At 41.3% G+C, this 15,484-nt stretch carries 16 protein-coding genes; 5 read left to right on the forward strand and 11 right to left on the reverse strand.

The genetic code is table 11. The features are described 5' to 3' along the window. Positions 1-1,737 (forward strand): adenine deaminase, encoded by a 1,737-nt coding sequence (ade, locus tag IHV12_RS06485; protein ID WP_197190265.1) that lies wholly within the window; start codon positions 1-3, stop codon positions 1,735-1,737. A gap of 3 nt (positions 1,738-1,740) precedes the next feature. Here ade and IHV12_RS06490 read toward each other — a convergent pair whose 3' ends face one another. The 5 genes from IHV12_RS06490 to IHV12_RS06510 all read right to left on the reverse strand — a co-directional run bounded on the left by IHV12_RS06490 (position 1,741) and on the right by IHV12_RS06510 (position 5,243). Beyond that, entirely contained in the window at positions 1,741-2,370 is a 630-nt protein-coding gene (locus tag IHV12_RS06490; RefSeq protein WP_197132895.1) for a response regulator transcription factor, read from the reverse strand. Further along, positions 2,345-3,406 carry a sensor histidine kinase gene (locus IHV12_RS06495; RefSeq protein WP_197190266.1) on the reverse strand — a complete coding sequence of 354 codons (1,062 nt, stop codon included), beginning with the start codon at positions 3,404-3,406 and terminating at the stop codon, positions 2,345-2,347. Before IHV12_RS06495 ends, IHV12_RS06490 begins: the two co-directional genes overlap by 26 nt. Beyond that, complete coding sequence (gene liaF, locus IHV12_RS06500; RefSeq protein WP_197190267.1) at positions 3,403-4,134, reverse strand: cell wall-active antibiotics response protein LiaF; 732 nt, start codon at positions 4,132-4,134, stop codon at positions 3,403-3,405. The genes IHV12_RS06495 and liaF overlap by 4 nt, the downstream gene beginning before the upstream one ends. 87 nt (positions 4,135-4,221) lie before the next feature. Continuing rightward, complete coding sequence (locus IHV12_RS06505) at positions 4,222-4,866, reverse strand: PspA/IM30 family protein (RefSeq protein WP_231620641.1); 645 nt, start codon at positions 4,864-4,866, stop codon at positions 4,222-4,224. A 29-nt stretch (positions 4,867-4,895) separates the two neighbouring features. Further along, positions 4,896-5,243 (reverse strand): flagellar basal body rod protein, encoded by a 348-nt coding sequence (locus IHV12_RS06510; RefSeq protein WP_197190268.1) that lies wholly within the window; start codon positions 5,241-5,243, stop codon positions 4,896-4,898. 265 nt (positions 5,244-5,508) lie between these two features. On the opposite strand from IHV12_RS06510, the gene IHV12_RS06515 reads away from it, so the two are divergent. Then, on the forward strand, positions 5,509-6,189 hold the full coding sequence (locus IHV12_RS06515) for a carbonate dehydratase (RefSeq protein ID WP_197132887.1): 681 nt from the start codon (positions 5,509-5,511) through the stop codon (positions 6,187-6,189). Between the two features lie 107 nt (positions 6,190-6,296). Here the strand turns inward: IHV12_RS06515 and IHV12_RS06520 are convergent, their stop codons facing one another. Then, positions 6,297-6,767: an NUDIX hydrolase gene (locus tag IHV12_RS06520; protein WP_197132885.1), complete on the reverse strand. Its 471-nt coding sequence runs from the start codon at positions 6,765-6,767 to the stop codon at positions 6,297-6,299. Positions 6,768-6,883: 116 nt separating this feature from the next. On the opposite strand from IHV12_RS06520, the gene IHV12_RS06525 reads away from it, so the two are divergent. Continuing rightward, positions 6,884-7,360 (forward strand): glutathione peroxidase, encoded by a 477-nt coding sequence (locus tag IHV12_RS06525; RefSeq protein WP_197132883.1) that lies wholly within the window; start codon positions 6,884-6,886, stop codon positions 7,358-7,360. 49 nt (positions 7,361-7,409) lie between these two features. On the opposite strand, the gene IHV12_RS06530 is transcribed toward IHV12_RS06525, so the two are convergent. Next, complete coding sequence (locus IHV12_RS06530) at positions 7,410-8,789, reverse strand: YjiH family protein (protein WP_231618386.1); 1,380 nt, start codon at positions 8,787-8,789, stop codon at positions 7,410-7,412. Positions 8,790-8,929: 140 nt separating this feature from the next. Then, a complete protein-coding gene (locus tag IHV12_RS06535) occupies positions 8,930-9,622 on the reverse strand; it encodes a pseudouridine synthase (RefSeq protein ID WP_197190269.1) in 693 nt (230 codons plus the stop codon). Positions 9,623-9,871: 249 nt separating this feature from the next. Between IHV12_RS06535 and IHV12_RS06540 the strand changes: the two genes are divergently transcribed. Together IHV12_RS06540 and IHV12_RS06545 are read left to right on the forward strand one after the other, a co-directional pair. Continuing rightward, positions 9,872-11,023, forward strand: a complete 1,152-nt coding sequence (locus IHV12_RS06540; protein ID WP_197190270.1) for a GNAT family N-acetyltransferase — start codon at positions 9,872-9,874, stop codon at positions 11,021-11,023. A gap of 464 nt (positions 11,024-11,487) precedes the next feature. After that, complete coding sequence (locus IHV12_RS06545; protein ID WP_197190271.1) at positions 11,488-11,679, forward strand: YozQ family protein; 192 nt, start codon at positions 11,488-11,490, stop codon at positions 11,677-11,679. A gap of 32 nt (positions 11,680-11,711) precedes the next feature. On the opposite strand, the gene IHV12_RS06550 is transcribed toward IHV12_RS06545, so the two are convergent. The 3 genes from IHV12_RS06550 to IHV12_RS06560 all read right to left on the reverse strand — a co-directional run bounded on the left by IHV12_RS06550 (position 11,712) and on the right by IHV12_RS06560 (position 15,484). Next, a complete protein-coding gene (locus IHV12_RS06550) occupies positions 11,712-12,371 on the reverse strand; it encodes a glycosyltransferase (protein ID WP_197190272.1) in 660 nt (219 codons plus the stop codon). A gap of 111 nt (positions 12,372-12,482) precedes the next feature. Beyond that, positions 12,483-14,522, reverse strand: coding sequence for a catalase (locus IHV12_RS06555; RefSeq protein WP_197190273.1), 2,040 nt, complete (start codon positions 14,520-14,522; stop codon positions 12,483-12,485). Positions 14,523-14,896: 374 nt separating this feature from the next. Further along, positions 14,897-15,484: a hypothetical protein gene (locus IHV12_RS06560; protein WP_197190274.1), complete on the reverse strand. Its 588-nt coding sequence runs from the start codon at positions 15,482-15,484 to the stop codon at positions 14,897-14,899.

Raw genomic sequence — 15,484 nt, forward strand, 5'->3', positions numbered from 1 at the left:
ATGAACATAGATGCTCTAAAAAAACGAATTGATGTTAGTACAAAAAGAGTTCCAGCAGATGTTGTAATAAAAAACGGAAAAATCATTGATGTGTTTAATCTTCGAGTTATGGAAGGCGATGTTGCGATCGTTGATGGCTATATTGCCGGTATTGGGGAGTACGAAGGACATGAAATCATTGATGCAACGGGCAAATTTATATCCCCTGCCTTCATTGACGGCCATGTTCACATCGAGTCATCTATGGTGACGCCGGCAGAGTTCAGCAAAGTGCTGCTCGCCCATGGTGTTACAACGGTCATAACGGATCCTCATGAGATTGGCAACGTTTCTGGAGCTGATGGGATCTCTTTTATGCTGGATCAGTCTGAAGGGCTTCCTCTGGACGTACGAGTGATGCTTCCTTCATCAGTTCCTGCAACTCCTTTTGAGAATGCAGGAGCTGTCTTAAAAGCATATGACCTTGAACCTTTTTTAGCCCATCCCCGTGTTCTCGGTTTAGCAGAAGTGATGGATTTTCCTGCTGTTTTTAGAGGAGATGAGGATATGCTGCAAAAAATCGTTGCAACAGCTGATCAAAACGGAATGATCGATGGCCACGCTGCAGGTTTAGACGCTAATGGCATCAACGTATATCGTTCTGCACTGATCACAACGGACCATGAATGTACGACGAAGGATGAAGCATTAGATCGGATCTCTCGAGGGATGCACGTGCTTATACGCGAAGGATCTGTAGCCAAAAATTTAAAAGCACTTATAAAAGCTGTAACTCCGAATAACGCTCGTCGCTTTTTATTTTGTACAGATGATAAGCACCTGGATGATTTGGTAGCAGAAGGAAGCGTAGATCATAACGTGAGGCTCGCAATTCAAGAAGGTATGGATTCTCTTCAAGCCATTCAACTCGCAACCTTGAACGCAGCTGAATGTTACGGTTTAAAAGAAAAAGGTGCTGTCGCTCCAGGTTACAAAGCAGACTTACTTTTGCTTGATGATCTAGATTCTATTGTCATTTCTAAAGTTTTGGTAGAAGGAAAACAGGTTGCGGAGGATGGGAAATACAACGGAGCAGCATTTAAAAGTTCAGAGCCTCCAGCCTCTTTAACACAGTCAGTAAATATGACGAAGATAGATTCCGAAAAGCTAGCTATTTCAATTACAAACGGTAAGCCCATGCATGTGATTGAAATCATACCGAATCAGATCGTAACCAAAAAGAAGATGGTAGCCGCAACAGCAGAAAACAACAGATTCGTACCCTCTACCACCAACGATTTATTGAAGATGGCTGTGATCGAACGCCACAACAAGACCGAAAACATTGGGCTAGGCGTGGTAAATGGACTTCTTATCCAGAATGGTGCGATTGCTTCAACTGTTGCACATGATTCACATAATCTAGTCGTTGCCGGAACAAATGATGAGGATATGTTGGTCGCGATCGAGGCGATAAGCGAGATGCAAGGTGGCTATGTAATCGTGAAAAACGGAGCAGTGCTCGCGTCTGTCCCGCTTCCGATCTCAGGGTTGATGTCAGACAGACCATTTACAGAGGTCAATCAACAGATCATCCACTTAAAAGAAAAATTAAAGGAGATTGGATTCAACGGAGAATTTGATCCGTTCCTAACCCTATCCTTCTTAACTCTTCCTGTAATTCCAGAGATAAAGCTTACAGACCTAGGTCTCTTTGATTTCAAAACCTTTCAGCATATCTCTGTACAGGCAGAGTAAGTGTTACACAAGCGAATGATTGAAAGCATAGATAACAGCTTGCGTACGGTCTTGTACATCCAGCTTGCTCAATATATTACTCACATGCACTTTGACTGTTTTTAATGCGATGAATAGATCATCAGCAATCTCTTGGTTCGTCTTCCCTTTCGTCATCAATAAAAGGATCTCCATCTCGCGCGCAGTCAGCTCTTCATGTGGCTCGCGCGTCTGTTTTTTCCGCATCTTGCTCATCATCTTCCCTGTTACTTCCGGTTCAAGAACGGATTTCCCATGATACGTATCGCGAACAGCTTGAGCGATATCACTCGCTTTTGACGTTTTTAACATATAACTAGAAGCCCCCGCCTCGAGTGCCGGATATACCTTTTCATCATCAAGAAAACTTGTTACGACAATGATTTTTGCTTCTGGCCATGCCGATGTGATCTCTCTTGTTGCTTCAATCCCGTCCATCTCATCCATAACAAGATCCATTAAGATGATATCCGGTTTCAGCGCTAGTGCCTTCTCAATCGCTACTTTTCCGTTCTCTGCTTCTGCCGTTACTTCGATATCAGGCTGCGCAGAAAGGTAAGCCGAAACCCCGATACGCACCATCTCATGATCATCCACTAATAATACTTTGATCATTGCTGTCATCTCCCGCTTTTAAAATAGGTACTTTCACTTCAAGCCGCGTTCCTTCGCCTGGCAAACTCACAATCTTAAGTGTTCCTCCAATTTCTGCTGCCCGTTCATGCATGTTCTGCAGACCGTAAGAACCTGTTTTTTCCTGATCCATCTTAAAGCCAACACCATCATCCTCAATGCGAAGAATAATCAGATCGTCTCTTTGGACCAGTAAGATTTGAGCTTTATTGGCCTGTGCGTGCCTTAAGATGTTAGACACCGATTCTTGAAGAATACGAAACAGGTGATCTTCGACTCCTTTAGCAAGAGGAATCGTTTCAATCTTCCATTTCAGTTCGATCGGCACTTTTTGCAGAAGCTCCTGTAAAAGCTCCTCCATCCCTTTCTGCAATGATTTTCCGTTTAATGCAGCAGGACGAAGGTGCAGCAGAAGTGCTCTCATCTCAAGCTGTGTCTGATGGATCGTTTCTTCAACAAGTTTTAACTGTTTGGTTTCACGAGTGTCTTCTTCTCTGCGCGTTTCATTTACAGCAGACATGATCATACTAGCAGCAAAAAGTTGCTGCGAAACAGAGTCATGAAGTTCCCTCGCCAAACGGTTTCTTTCTTGGGAAATAATCTCCTGTATTCGCTTCTCTTGATCGACCGCTTTTTCGGTAGCCATCTTTTGGGACTGACGAATCTTTTCCCCTAGCTGCTTTTGAATGCCTTCCATCCGCTTCGCTATCGTTCGCAACTCAAGACTGCTCACTTCTTTCATGTCTACTTGCCTACCGTCTTCAATCGATTTCAGTGTACGATTGATGGAGTTTAATTGTTTCCGAGACGTGATGCCCGAATTCAAACCAAAGAACGCGCCCATGATGAACACTAAAAAAGGCAAGACGAAAGCAACAGGGATATCAAGCAAGTGTTTCTGTAATAAAAAATCCCAGTTATCGATCGGAAATATCGTGTAAACGATGGACCCTAGCACGATCGCTACAGCAAATGCAGCTACGATACCGGAGAACATATGGCGTAAAACAGTACTCATACCCGTTTCACCTCCAGACTTCCGGCAAACATACTTGTCACGATTTTTATTTTTTTATTCGCCTCTCCATACCCTTTCGTTCGATAAAAGAGCGTCTGGTTGAAAAGCTTAGATTCACTTCGGTCAAAAATCCTTGAATTCCCCATAATCATAGAATGGCTGACCGCCGCCTCCATCTCATAAGGAACATAGATTGTAATATTTCCGATCGTACCGCGAACCAGAATAACCGATTCCCCATCAGGTAAAATCGTTTGATTCAAGTCAATGATCGTATCACCAGGGCCACACTGGATGTTAATATCGTTCCATTCATACACATGCTCTGGTGTTTGTTGCGTGCCTAAAAGGATGTTTTTTAATAGCGTTTCTTTTTTGTATACATCATCTTGTGTCATAGTCGGAACCTGTTCGAACTGAGGCGTAACGAAAACAGGATTTTGTTTAGATTGATAAAATTCATAAATCACATAAATAATGAATGCTACTAGTAAGAGCTTAAAGGTGAACATGCTTAATACGTTCATGACAGCGATGAAAACACCTAGCCAGAACATAATTTTACCGGAGCGCCTCGGCATTCGTTTTCGTCCAAAAAACAGGAGTGCAGCACTAAACAAGAGAGAAAATAAGATCCCTCCTCCGTTTAAGGTAGCTTCTAATAACACCAAAACAACCGCTAGTAAAAGCCCCCAACTTATGAAATCACTTCTTTTCCGATTCAGCATCTGCACTCACTCACTTTCTGTCATAAACGAGGTAAAAGGCGCAGCAATTTGCGCCTTGTATCTTATTTTATCGTATCACATACTGTCTTAAACGGTAGTAGATGATTCTTCCTTTTTCCAATCTTTTTCAAGTTTCGCTAGCTTCGCTTCCATCGAGCTGGCATGATAATCAGCGTTTACTTTCTGCTCAAGACGATCCATATAGCTTTCAAGCTCATCAAAACGGAATGCCGATTTTTTTATGGAGTGAGACGGATCGATCACACGGTCCATCTTCTGGTGAGCGCGTGCTACATTTTCACGACCCATCAATTCCATACGTTTGATCTGCATATCTTTGAGCTTATGTTTCATCTGCTCATATTTTTGCTCGAGCTCTACAAGATCTTTTTCTGCTTGCAGCGTAGATTCTTTTAAGTGGGCTGCTCGTAGCGCATGCTGTTCTTTTTCTTGAAGTGCGAACTGATACAGCTCTTGTTCGTTCGCTTGTTGAGCGATTTCAGCTTGATGAGCACGCTTCGCTGCTTTTGCCTCTGCTTCTTCCATCTCGCGTACGAACTGGTCTTTTAACAGCTGCTGACGCTCGACTAACTTACGTGCTTTATTGACTTCTAACTCACATTGTCTTAAATATTGGTTCAGAAGAGATAACGGATTTTTTTTCTCTTTTTGATCTAAAAGCTCATGTACATCTGCCGAGATTGAGTTTTTGATGCGTTCAAATAAATTCATAATAATTCGCTCCTTTTTAGCGTTTGTTTTTAGCTATTTTTAAGTTTTGCCCATTCTCTTTCAAAATTGGTGAAAGGGTCATTACTGTCGTTCTCTTCTACCGATGCTGATTGATTCCATTTCTTATAAACCACGTAGAGAACATAGATCGCGACAGCACCTAATATCGCAGGCAGATTGCTAACGGACACACAAAGTCCTACGACCGATAGAGCACCCCACCAAAATTTCTTTCCTCCACTGTTTGCAGCCATCGCCTTCTTAAATGCGTAGTACATGACTGCCAGACCGATTGCAAGACCTACCATCGGGCCAAGATTTGCGATCAAAACGATTGCTGCAATTCCTCCAACTACAAGCAAGCCTAATTTTTTCATTTTGGCTTCCTCCTTTCGTATCTTTAGCTTACCTCCCTCAGCATTTTCTCAAAACTGGCCGTAGCTGTATCTTTAGATAAGCCTCAAGGCGTAGTGGGGTCTGACCCCACACAAATACAAACACCCCACTTTGTACAAGTGGGGTGGACATAGACTATTATTTGCGCGGTAACATCACATAGGACGAGTACAATTGATTAGACGGGTTTCCACTTCTTTCTTCTCTGCATACGCTGAGAAGATAAAATGTAAGGGGTGGGTAGTTTTGAAACATAATGATTGCGGAGATGGCTTTCAACCGTTTGTTAGCCCTAATCCTAAGACGACATTTAATCCAATTCAGATCGCACCAACCATTGATCAAAGTTCATTTTTAAGTCCATTTACTAGCGTAATCGGTGATGTAAGAATACAAGAGAACGTATATGTCGCACCACTCGTGAGTATTCGGGCAGATGAAGGAACGCCATTTTATATCGGCTCTAATACCAACCTTCAGGATGGCGTCATTCTTCATGGTTTAACGAATCAATTCGTCAGAGTTGATGGCAGAAAGTATTCCATCTACATCGACAATGAAGTCTCTGTCGCACACGGCGCTCTCGTTCACGGGCCTTGTTTTATCGGAGAAAAAGTATTCGTAGGCTTTAAGGCGATCGTTTATAACGCTACTGTGGAGAAAGGGAGCTTTATTTCCTACAATGCCGTAGTGACGAACGGAGTGCGTATTCGAAAGAATCGTTTTGTCCCACCTGGAGCTTATATCGATTCTCAAAAGAAAGCTGACGCGCTCTCCCGCGTACCAACGGATGTAAAAGAGTTTGCACGTGGCGTACAGGTAGTCAATCAAGAGTTCCCTGCTGCTTATCATCTCTTATTCGGTGATTGTCGTTGCTCTTGTGGATTGGCTTACAACAATAACAGCAGTGAAGAAGAATCTGATTAAACAGGCGTAATAAAGAAAGGTAAGCAGCAAAACAGCTAAACACTCGTTAACCTCGCTACTTACCTTTTTCATTATTCTCGTACCTGTTGAGTTTGCATTATTACTCGTTATGATTGGTCTACTAAGAAATAATCCGGCTCAAAAGAACCTTCTATCAGCTTTTGCTTCACCACTTGGGGATGCAGCACATACTCATTCAAATCCTCTAATGATACCCATTTAAAAACAAGCCGATCTGCTTCTAACACGGTAAATTCTTCACCATCATGAAGTGGCAACGGGTTTTCAGCTGTGATCTTAAAATATAATCCAACCTCGTGTATCTCTTTTTCTGCATATGTAAAAAAGTTTTCAACTGTCCATAAGAAACCATCAACCGTCACGTTCAAATCCAGTTCTTCTCTCATCTCACGCTGCAAACTTGTCTGCGCATCTTCTCCAAGCTTCACCCGTCCACCTGGCAATGACCAGTTTGTCTCCGTTTTTGCTCGATGCATGAGGACTCGACCTTCTTTAATCATTACGGCAGCCACACGATAATTAAAAACTTGATGTTCCACATGAAACACTGCGTCCATTTTTATCTTCCCCCTTTTAAGCCAGCTCCTTATTTTACCACTTCGAGCATTTTTAGTGAAAGCCGTACCATTTACCGTTACACTAAAAAAAATACAAAAATAAGGAGCTTGAGAAAATGTCTGTATACGATTTTTCAGTTGAAACGATCAAAGGCGAGGAAACAAACCTAGACACTTACAAAGGCGATGTGCTCTTAATTGTAAATACAGCAAGTAAATGCGGTTTTACCCCTCAGTACAAAGGTCTTCAATCCATTTACGAAAGCCATAAAGAACAAGGATTATCCGTGCTTGGATTTCCATGTAACCAATTCGGAGCTCAAGAACCAGGATCAAGTGATGAGATCATGGAGTTCTGCGAGTTGAACTATGGCGTTAACTTTCCGATGTTCGCAAAAGTAGACGTAAACGGTGATGGAGCGCATCCCCTATTTAAATACTTAGCTGCCGAAGCACCAGGAATCTTGGGGTCTAAAGCGATCAAATGGAACTTCACAAAATTTTTAGTAGACCGAAACGGACAAGTTGTTAAGCGCTTTGCCCCAACGGACAAGCCTGAAACGATTGAAAAACATATACAAGAGCTTCTATAACACACAAAAATAGCTGCTTAGAGGAACATTCCTCTGAGCAGCTTTTTTTTTAAAACATAAGATGTGCCATTCCCACAACAATCGGAAGTGAGATGAAAGTACGTAAGAAAAAGATGATAACTAGTTCTTTAAAGTTAACAGGAATCTTAGAAGCTAATAGCAGACCGCCAACTTCAGACATATAGATCAATTGAATAACTGACATTGCCGCGATTACGAATCGAGTCAACTCACTTTCAATACCTGCTCCAATGATAGAAGGAAGGAACATATCCGCAAATCCGATTACGATCGTCTGTGCTGCATCTGATGCATAAGGAACTTGCAGCAACTCTAAGATTGGTACAAAAGGTGCTCCAAGGTACGTGAAGAAAGGTGTGAACTCTGCGACCATCAATGCAGATGTTCCGATTGCCATTACGATCGGTACAACGCCCATCCACATATCAAGTACGTTTTGAATTCCTTCTTTCACTAACGGTGCAGCTTTTTTATTTTGATCAGCGCGTTCAACCGCCTTTTTAAGACCAAATCGAAAAGGTGTCTGACCTTCAGGAATCACTTCATCTGCCACGTTTTCTTTTGCGCCCTCATAATACGTATCAGGCTTTCTGGACAAAGGTGGGATGCGTGGGATAATAATCGCACAAACTAACCCTGCTAAAACGACCGTTAAATAATACGGAACGATCATATGAGCCAAATCTACTTGAGCAAGAACAACAATCGCGAATGTAATAGATACGACAGAAAATGTTGTACCGATTACAGCTGCCTCACGCTTCGTATAATATCCCTCTTCATACTGTTTGTTCGTTAATAGAACACCGATCGTTCCATCCCCAAGCCATGATGCTAAGCAATCGATAGAAGATCGCCCAGGCAGTTTGAAAACGGGACGCATCACCTTAACGAGCATAGCTCCACAAAGCTCTAACAAGCCGAAGTTGAATAACAAAGGTAAGAACAGTCCTGCAAATAAGAACACAGAAAACAATACAGGAATCAAATCAAAAAGCAGAAGCTGCCCTGTATTTTCGGACCATACGGCTTCTGGCCCAAGCTTGAACAACGTCATCACAGCAAAAATCAATCCTACTAAACGAATCAATTGCCATACGATATTCACATTGAACAATGTATTTAAAAACGGTTTATTTACGATTGCTTTAGGCTTAAACAAGAATGTTCCTAAAGATCCAATGACCGTAATCGCTATGATAGCCGTCATGATCTTCGGAATATGTGGACCTATTCCATCCTGCAACATCCCTGCTAAAATCGCTACAGGAATGGTAATTTCCCCATCATATGAGATAGGAATCATAAATAAAAATATTCCAACCAGTGATGGTACTATAAATTTCATTAATCGACTAGAACTTGTTTGTTTCATTTGATCATCAATCTGTTGTTTTGGTAAACCCATAATCTTATGCCTCTCTTCCTACGATGTAAAGCGCTTTCATACACTTTCCATTTCCAAGTATATGTTGATTCTACAATTTTCGCAATATTGTAAGAAATGCTAGTTTTTTTATAAAATACTAGTGTTTCTTTCCTTTTTCACTAAATCTCTAAACCTTTTTTTAGGTCACTAAGCTCGTCATCCCTTAAGTAACGCCACTTCCCAGTTTCCAATGCATGAAGGTGTATATTCATAATGCGTATACGCTCTAACTTCTCGACTTCGTATCCTAGCGTTTTACACATACGTCGAATCTGCCTGTTTAATCCTTGGGTAAGCGTGATTCTAAAAACAAACTTGCTTACAAGCTCTGTTTCCGCAGGTTTGGTTACAGCATTTAAGATGAGAACACCTTGAGCCATTTTTTGAAGAAACAATTCGGTAACAGGTTGATCGACTGTCACTTCATATTCTTTCTCATGACCATAATCAGATTGTGAAATCCGATTTGCCAGCTCTCCATCATTCGTTAATAGAATCAAACCTTGGGAGGCTTTATCTAACCTACCAACAGCAAAAACACGCTCCGACATATCGATATATTCTAGAATGTTTCCATCAATATCAGGATTTGATGTGGTCGTGACTCCAACTGGTTTGTTAAAAGCGAGGTAGATTGCTGACGCTTTTTGAGGAATTACTTTACCATCAATAAGGACAGTATCCATCTCATGTACAAAACTATCTTTATTTGCAATCTCACCATTTATAGAAATCCGGCCACTCTTCAATAGCCGATTCGTCTCTCTTCTAGAACAAAAACCCGTTAAACTTATATATTTATGAATGCGCATGCTGATCCTCGCTTCAACGTTGTGATTATGCACAACAGTTTATAATTATAACTCCAAATGAATATAATTTCGATAGTTTTTATAAATATCCATTATTTTTCACTTCTATATACATACTAACATTTTTATTTACTGCGATTTATTGATGCTCTTAGTGTTAAAAACAAAGACCAAAAATTTTTTCATCGAAATTCTTTTCAACCCTCTTATCTAACTTGTACTATGAAGGAGGAAAGGGAGGTCATCAAAATGGAACGTAGAGTATTGTCAGAAACAGAATTTGAAAAATCCATACAGCTTTCTCAATATGCTTTTCAGTACATCGTAAAGAAAGAGGATCTGCCAAAACGTTATGAAATGATGAAGAGACAAGAAATTTGGGGAGAGTTTGAAAACGAAGAGCTTATTTCTAAACTTCACATTCATTCTCTAGAAATCTCTATTGAAAACCAGCGCTTTTCAATGGGCGGAATTGCAGGTGTAGCTACATGGCCAGAGCATCGCAGAAAAGGGTCAGTCACCCGCCTATTACAACAAGCGCTTATTAGGATGAAAGAAAATGGCCAAAGTATCAGCTTTCTGCATCCTTTCAATATTCAATTCTATCGTCGGTTCGGCTGGGAGCTTACTGCCTCATTGAACAAATATACACTAAATAAGAGCGATCTCGTCCGTTATGAAGATGTTTCTGGAACGATTTCCAGGTTATCTGAAGAAGACGGAAATGACTTACTGAATACGGTTTATGAAGGATGGTTCCATTCATACAATCATCTGCTTGTGCGCTCAGACTATTGGTGGAACAATCATGTGTTCACAGAAGGCTACAACCGTATCCTGTATAAGGATGAAAACGGAGTACCAAAGGGATATTTATGCTGCAAGGTAGCAGATAAATTGCTTGATGTTCAAGAGTTTATCTATGTAAACGATGATGCGCGTCGAGCTTTATGGAATTTTATCTGTCAGCATGATTCGATGGTGGACAAGGTAAAGATAGTAGCGCCATCCGATGATCAGCTTCCGTTTTTACTGAACAATCCACGGATTCACCAAGAGCACTATCCATACTTCATGGCACGAATTGTAGATGTTGAAAGCTTTTTAAAGCAATATCCGTTTAAAAACATGGAAGGTAGACTTACTCTATCCATAACGGATGAAAAAGCTGAATGGAACAACGGTACGTTCACTATCGATGAAGATGGTGTTACAAGAGATTCAAAAACGGGAGCAGAAGCATTAGTTATGGATGTACAAACGTTAGCAGCAGCTCTTTTAGGCTCACAAAAGCCCCAGTTTTTATTTTCATGCGGCAAAATCAAAGGAAAACAAGAAGACGTTGAACGTTTTGAAAAAATTATTACAAACAAGCCCGCAGCTTTCCTTGATTTCTTTTAATAGGTTACTGCTAAAAGTCAGTAGCTTATAAATGTTCTTTCTCATCTTTTGCAAGTTGATTGTAGCATAAGGTTGCCGACTCCTACGGGACGAGCGGTCAGGTGGAGACTCCTAATGGCGCAAAGCGGCAGTCCGAAAAGTGGAAGTGACTCGTTCAGCCCCGACAAGCAAAAGGGAAATGGGCTTGGAAGGCGCACTTTGCCTTCTTGACCGTTTACCTTTTGACCTCGAGGGGCTAGTCACTGCAACTAGACAGGAGGCTCACCGTTCTCCCCGTGGAAAGCGTGCAACCTGGAGCGGAAATCAACCACTTTCAAGGACTAAAATATACGCTTAAGCAGCCTCGTCAAAAACAAGCCTTATCCCTCATTGGATAAGGCTTATTTTAATTCAGCATGTTTCAGGGAAAACTGAGGGGGAAAAGGATAAGTAGACCCTTTTTCTAAAATAGGAGGTATTCATTCATGAGCGACAAGACAGATAAACAAAAACAATCCGAGGACATCGCAGAGAAAAACTTTGAACTCGACAAGAAAAACAAATCAAAAACAGATAAGGAATTAGAAACCGTTCACGAGCAGATCAACGATACGTTCAATCAAGGTACCATTGATCAAAAAGAGATCAATAAAAAGGACAAAAACAAGGATAAATAGCGAAAAGCCTCTCAATCTCGAGAGGCTTTTTCTTATGACGTTCTAAAGGAGTCTGGAAACTGCTTCATGATACCATTCGTTATTTCATCGGCAAACATCACCATATGATTTTTGTTCTTATCAAAGATCACGATCTCGCCAGCATAATCTTTTTTAAGCCTTGCTGCAGCTTCGTCTGTCACATATTTTAGATGTGTGTATAGCATTTCTTTTACTTGTTGTTCTGACCAGTTTGGATTCGCTTTACTCATGAATTTAGCGATATCATCAGCGTTTCGATACCAATCTTTATTGATTTTAGCTGCTTTCGCCGTATCGCCCTTTTTCACCGCATCTACTAACTGCCCCGCGATGACAATATGCTCTGTTAATAATTTCCCGAGTTCGTTCCCGGCTTTATCTCCGTAATAGGGCTTGATGGAGTTACCGATATCGGTTTGATTCTGCAACAGTCTCTTTAATACAGCGTCTTGATCCTTAGCTCCTTCAGTCGCGCTAACAATGTAGGATCTCGTCCAATAAACATGGTCTTTCCACAGCCTTCTTTGCAAAGAATACAAATCAATCGCGTTCTGGCTATAACACGGCCCTTGAACTCTTTGCTTTGATTTGGCTTCTGCTATTAATGGTGTTGTAAAAATAGGAACCGTTATTGCAAGCACCATAATCATACTTAGCATTTTTTTATACATATGAACTCTCCTTCATGTTTGATTCATATGTAGTTTGTATCGTTGCCATTTTTTCATTCTTAGAACATTAAAAAAGAACAGTGAACACGTTGCCCACTGTTCTTTAAATCCTTATACTTGGCGATTCCAATGTCGATGTACGGAAATAGCTTCAGTAAAGTTTTTTACAAACTCATCTTTTCCTTCACCACTTACAACACCCGGTTCTCCAGCTAGTTCTGCTTCTTTTAGCCACTGAAGACCTTCATGAGTACCACCAATCGGTTTAAAATGCGCGAAGGCTTCATTAACGAAGTGCAAGGCATTCTTCTTAAACGTAGCACCATCACTTCCACCTACCACATAAATAGCATCAAAGATAACGGAAGTCGCCGTTAAGAACGTATGCATGACCTCTAGCTCAGACCCATCATCCGCCGTTCGTTTTCCTAACTTATCACTGATACATTCACCTTGAATACCGCTGCTCTTTAAAGATTGCAGGATTTCTGCTACTTCACCACTCACAGTTGACCCAACAATAACCCCTACTTTTCTTGTTTTTGGGCTTTTAACCGTATTCAGCTGGCTTAGAGCAGGTGAAGACTTCGTTACGGAAGATTCTTCTCCTTGTGGAGGTACAGCATCAATTGCTTCGGCAAAAGCAGTCGCAAGCTCCAAGTTCACGTTTGCAAACATATCAACGACTTGCTGTTGAACCGATTTACTTTTCACTTTACCGAGTTCAAAGCTAAAAGCATTCTTTAGATGCTGTTTTTCCGGCTCGCTCATACTGTTCCAGAAAAGTGTGGCTTGAGAGAAGTGATCTTTAAAGCTCTCGCTTCGGCCTCTGATCTTTCTTCCGTCCACTTTCTCTTGATAATGAACATATCCGCCTTCTGCTTCTGGAGTAGGTGAAGGTGTGTTCGCTGCAAGTGAATTCTTATGATAGCTCACTTGCCCTCTGTTGATCGTCTGTCGTGATATTCCATCACGCTGATTGTTATGAAACGGACAAACAGGTCGATTGATCGGAAGCTCGTGGAAGTTCGGTCCCCCAAGACGAGATAGTTGTGTATCTGTATAGGAGAATAAGCGTCCTTGTAGAAGAGGATCGTTTGAAAAATCGATTCCCGGTACAACATGACCAGGATGAAAAGCGACCTGCTCCGTTTCTGCAAACACGTTATCCACGTTACGGTTTAACGTCATCGTGCCGACAAGTTTTACTGGCACATCTTCTTCAGGCCACAATTTCGTCGGATCTAAGATATCAAAATCAAAGTTAAATTCATCTTCTTCTGCAATAATTTGAAGTCCTAGTTCATACTCAGGGTAATCCCCATTTTCAATGGATTCCCATAGATCTCTGCGGTGAAAATCCGGATCTTTCCCGGAGATCTTTTGCGCCTCATCCCACACGAGAGAATGTGTACCTAAGACCGGCTTCCAGTGAAACTTCACGAAATGTGCTTTTCCTTCGTCGTTCACAAGTCTGAACGTATGAACGCCGAATCCTTCCATCATACGAAAGCTTCGTGGAATCGCTCGGTCTGACATTGCCCACATTACCATATGAGCTGATTCTTGGTTGTTGGCTACAAAATCCCAAAACGTATCATGCGCGCTTGCTGCTTGCGGCATCTCGTTATGAGGTTCAGGTTTTAACGCATGAACCAGATCGGGGAACTTGATCGCATCTTGTATGAAGAATACTGGAATATTGTTTCCGACAAGATCGTAGTTTCCTTCTTCTGTATAAAATTTTGTTGCAAAACCGCGTGCGTCACGCACCGTTTCAGAAGATCCACGTGAACCAGCTACGGTCGAAAAACGTACGAACGTTGGTGTTTTTTTAGAGGTGTCATTTAAGAAATCCGCTTTTGTAAATTCTCCTAAAGACTCATATAATTCAAACTCACCATGAGCCGCGAACCCACGAGCATGTACGATACGCTCTGGAATTCTTTCATGGTCAAAGTGAGTCATTTTTTCCCGAAAATGAAAATCTTCCATAAGTGTTGGACCACGTTCTCCCGCTTTTAGCGAGAACTCGTCTTCAGCAACTTTTAACCCTTGATTGGTCGTTAATTTTTTGCCTTTGTCATCTGCACGATACTGTTCCAGCTGTTCGTTCTTGCTGTTGCCGTTCACTTTATTCTGATCGCTCATATAACTAATCCTCTCTTTATGTATTTTCACATCACAAAGAGACCTTTCCCTACCTGTGTTGGAAGCAAACTGATATTTTATAAAAGTTCTACTCCTTTAAAATCAAAATAGTTACTGTTTCGTGACCGAAACTGATCGTTTCATATACCTATATGGGTATTATTTCATTTCAATCCAGAAGTTTAGGGATCCAATCCATAAATTTCGGCTGTTTATCCACGAGATTAGTCGCTTAATCCAAAAGTTTTAGTCGTTTATCCGCAAGTTTACAATCCTCGACAAATTTCGCCTACCTATTTCTCTCACATACCCCATACCATGCAAGCTTACTTTAATAAAAAAAACGCAGCTGAGGATTCAGCTGCGCTCTCTAGTTACTTATTCATATGTGCAAGGAAATCCCCAAGCAGATCTTCCATTTCCTGCTCAGGACTTTGTGTTTCTTCTTTTTCTTCAGGCTCATCTCGCTTTGCACTGTTCCAATCGAATTGACTGAGATCATCATCGTCAAAATCATCAGTTGAGTGTTCGGTTTCAAGTGGATTTTCGTACTGCTCCAATGAATCCACATCGCGCGCTACATCTTCCTGCAGATATAAGGCCTGGTCTATATCGGTTGAGTTGCTGTTTAAAGCCGCCAGTAAAGATGCTGTTCTTACAGGATTGGAAATGAGCTGATACAAAATATTACCTAACAAGGCCTCTGAATGCTCATGCTTCAACCAATCACGCTGCATCTTACTTAAATTTTTCGGCAACGGTATTGTAATCGTCTCTCGATCTCTTTGGATGTCTTGACCAACACCTTGAAGAACATACTCTGAGATCTTGCTCGAAAAATTGCGCCTCTCCGTCTCTTTCAGCTTTTGAAGCTGCTTGATGACGTGATCTGGGGTGTCAGAGGGGATACGAAAAGCAATCGTTTTACCTCTTGTAATCTCATTGGATGCTTTTTTGTCCAT

It is taken from the genome of Fictibacillus sp. 7GRE50, assembly GCF_015903875.1.
In the GTDB taxonomy this organism is placed as follows: domain Bacteria; phylum Bacillota; class Bacilli; order Bacillales; family Fictibacillaceae; genus Fictibacillus; species Fictibacillus phosphorivorans.

What these genes read in the sequence shown, in the direction of transcription:
- ade (WP_197190265.1), top strand. Translation starts at nt 1, where the DNA reads ATGAACATAGATGCTCTAAAAAAACGAATTGATGTTAGTACAAAAAGA.
- IHV12_RS06490 (WP_197132895.1), bottom strand. Translation starts at nt 2,370, where the DNA reads ATGATCAAAGTATTATTAGTGGATGATCATGAGATGGTGCGTATCGGG.
- IHV12_RS06495 (WP_197190266.1), bottom strand. Translation starts at nt 3,406, where the DNA reads ATGAGTACTGTTTTACGCCATATGTTCTCCGGTATCGTAGCTGCATTT.
- liaF (WP_197190267.1), bottom strand. Translation starts at nt 4,134, where the DNA reads ATGCTGAATCGGAAAAGAAGTGATTTCATAAGTTGGGGGCTTTTACTA.
- IHV12_RS06505 (WP_231620641.1), bottom strand. Translation starts at nt 4,866, where the DNA reads ATGAATTTATTTGAACGCATCAAAAACTCAATCTCGGCAGATGTACAT.
- IHV12_RS06510 (WP_197190268.1), bottom strand. Translation starts at nt 5,243, where the DNA reads ATGAAAAAATTAGGCTTGCTTGTAGTTGGAGGAATTGCAGCAATCGTT.
- IHV12_RS06520 (WP_197132885.1), bottom strand. Translation starts at nt 6,767, where the DNA reads ATGGACGCAGTGTTTCATGTGGAACATCAAGTTTTTAATTATCGTGTG.
- IHV12_RS06525 (WP_197132883.1), top strand. Translation starts at nt 6,884, where the DNA reads ATGTCTGTATACGATTTTTCAGTTGAAACGATCAAAGGCGAGGAAACA.
- IHV12_RS06530 (WP_231618386.1), bottom strand. Translation starts at nt 8,789, where the DNA reads ATGGGTTTACCAAAACAACAGATTGATGATCAAATGAAACAAACAAGT.
- IHV12_RS06535 (WP_197190269.1), bottom strand. Translation starts at nt 9,622, where the DNA reads ATGCGCATTCATAAATATATAAGTTTAACGGGTTTTTGTTCTAGAAGA.
- IHV12_RS06540 (WP_197190270.1), top strand. Translation starts at nt 9,872, where the DNA reads ATGGAACGTAGAGTATTGTCAGAAACAGAATTTGAAAAATCCATACAG.
- IHV12_RS06545 (WP_197190271.1), top strand. Translation starts at nt 11,488, where the DNA reads ATGAGCGACAAGACAGATAAACAAAAACAATCCGAGGACATCGCAGAG.
- IHV12_RS06550 (WP_197190272.1), bottom strand. Translation starts at nt 12,371, where the DNA reads ATGTATAAAAAAATGCTAAGTATGATTATGGTGCTTGCAATAACGGTT.
- IHV12_RS06555 (WP_197190273.1), bottom strand. Translation starts at nt 14,522, where the DNA reads ATGAGCGATCAGAATAAAGTGAACGGCAACAGCAAGAACGAACAGCTG.
- IHV12_RS06560 (WP_197190274.1), bottom strand. Translation starts at nt 15,484, where the DNA reads ATGGACAAAAAAGCATCCAATGAGATTACAAGAGGTAAAACGATTGCT.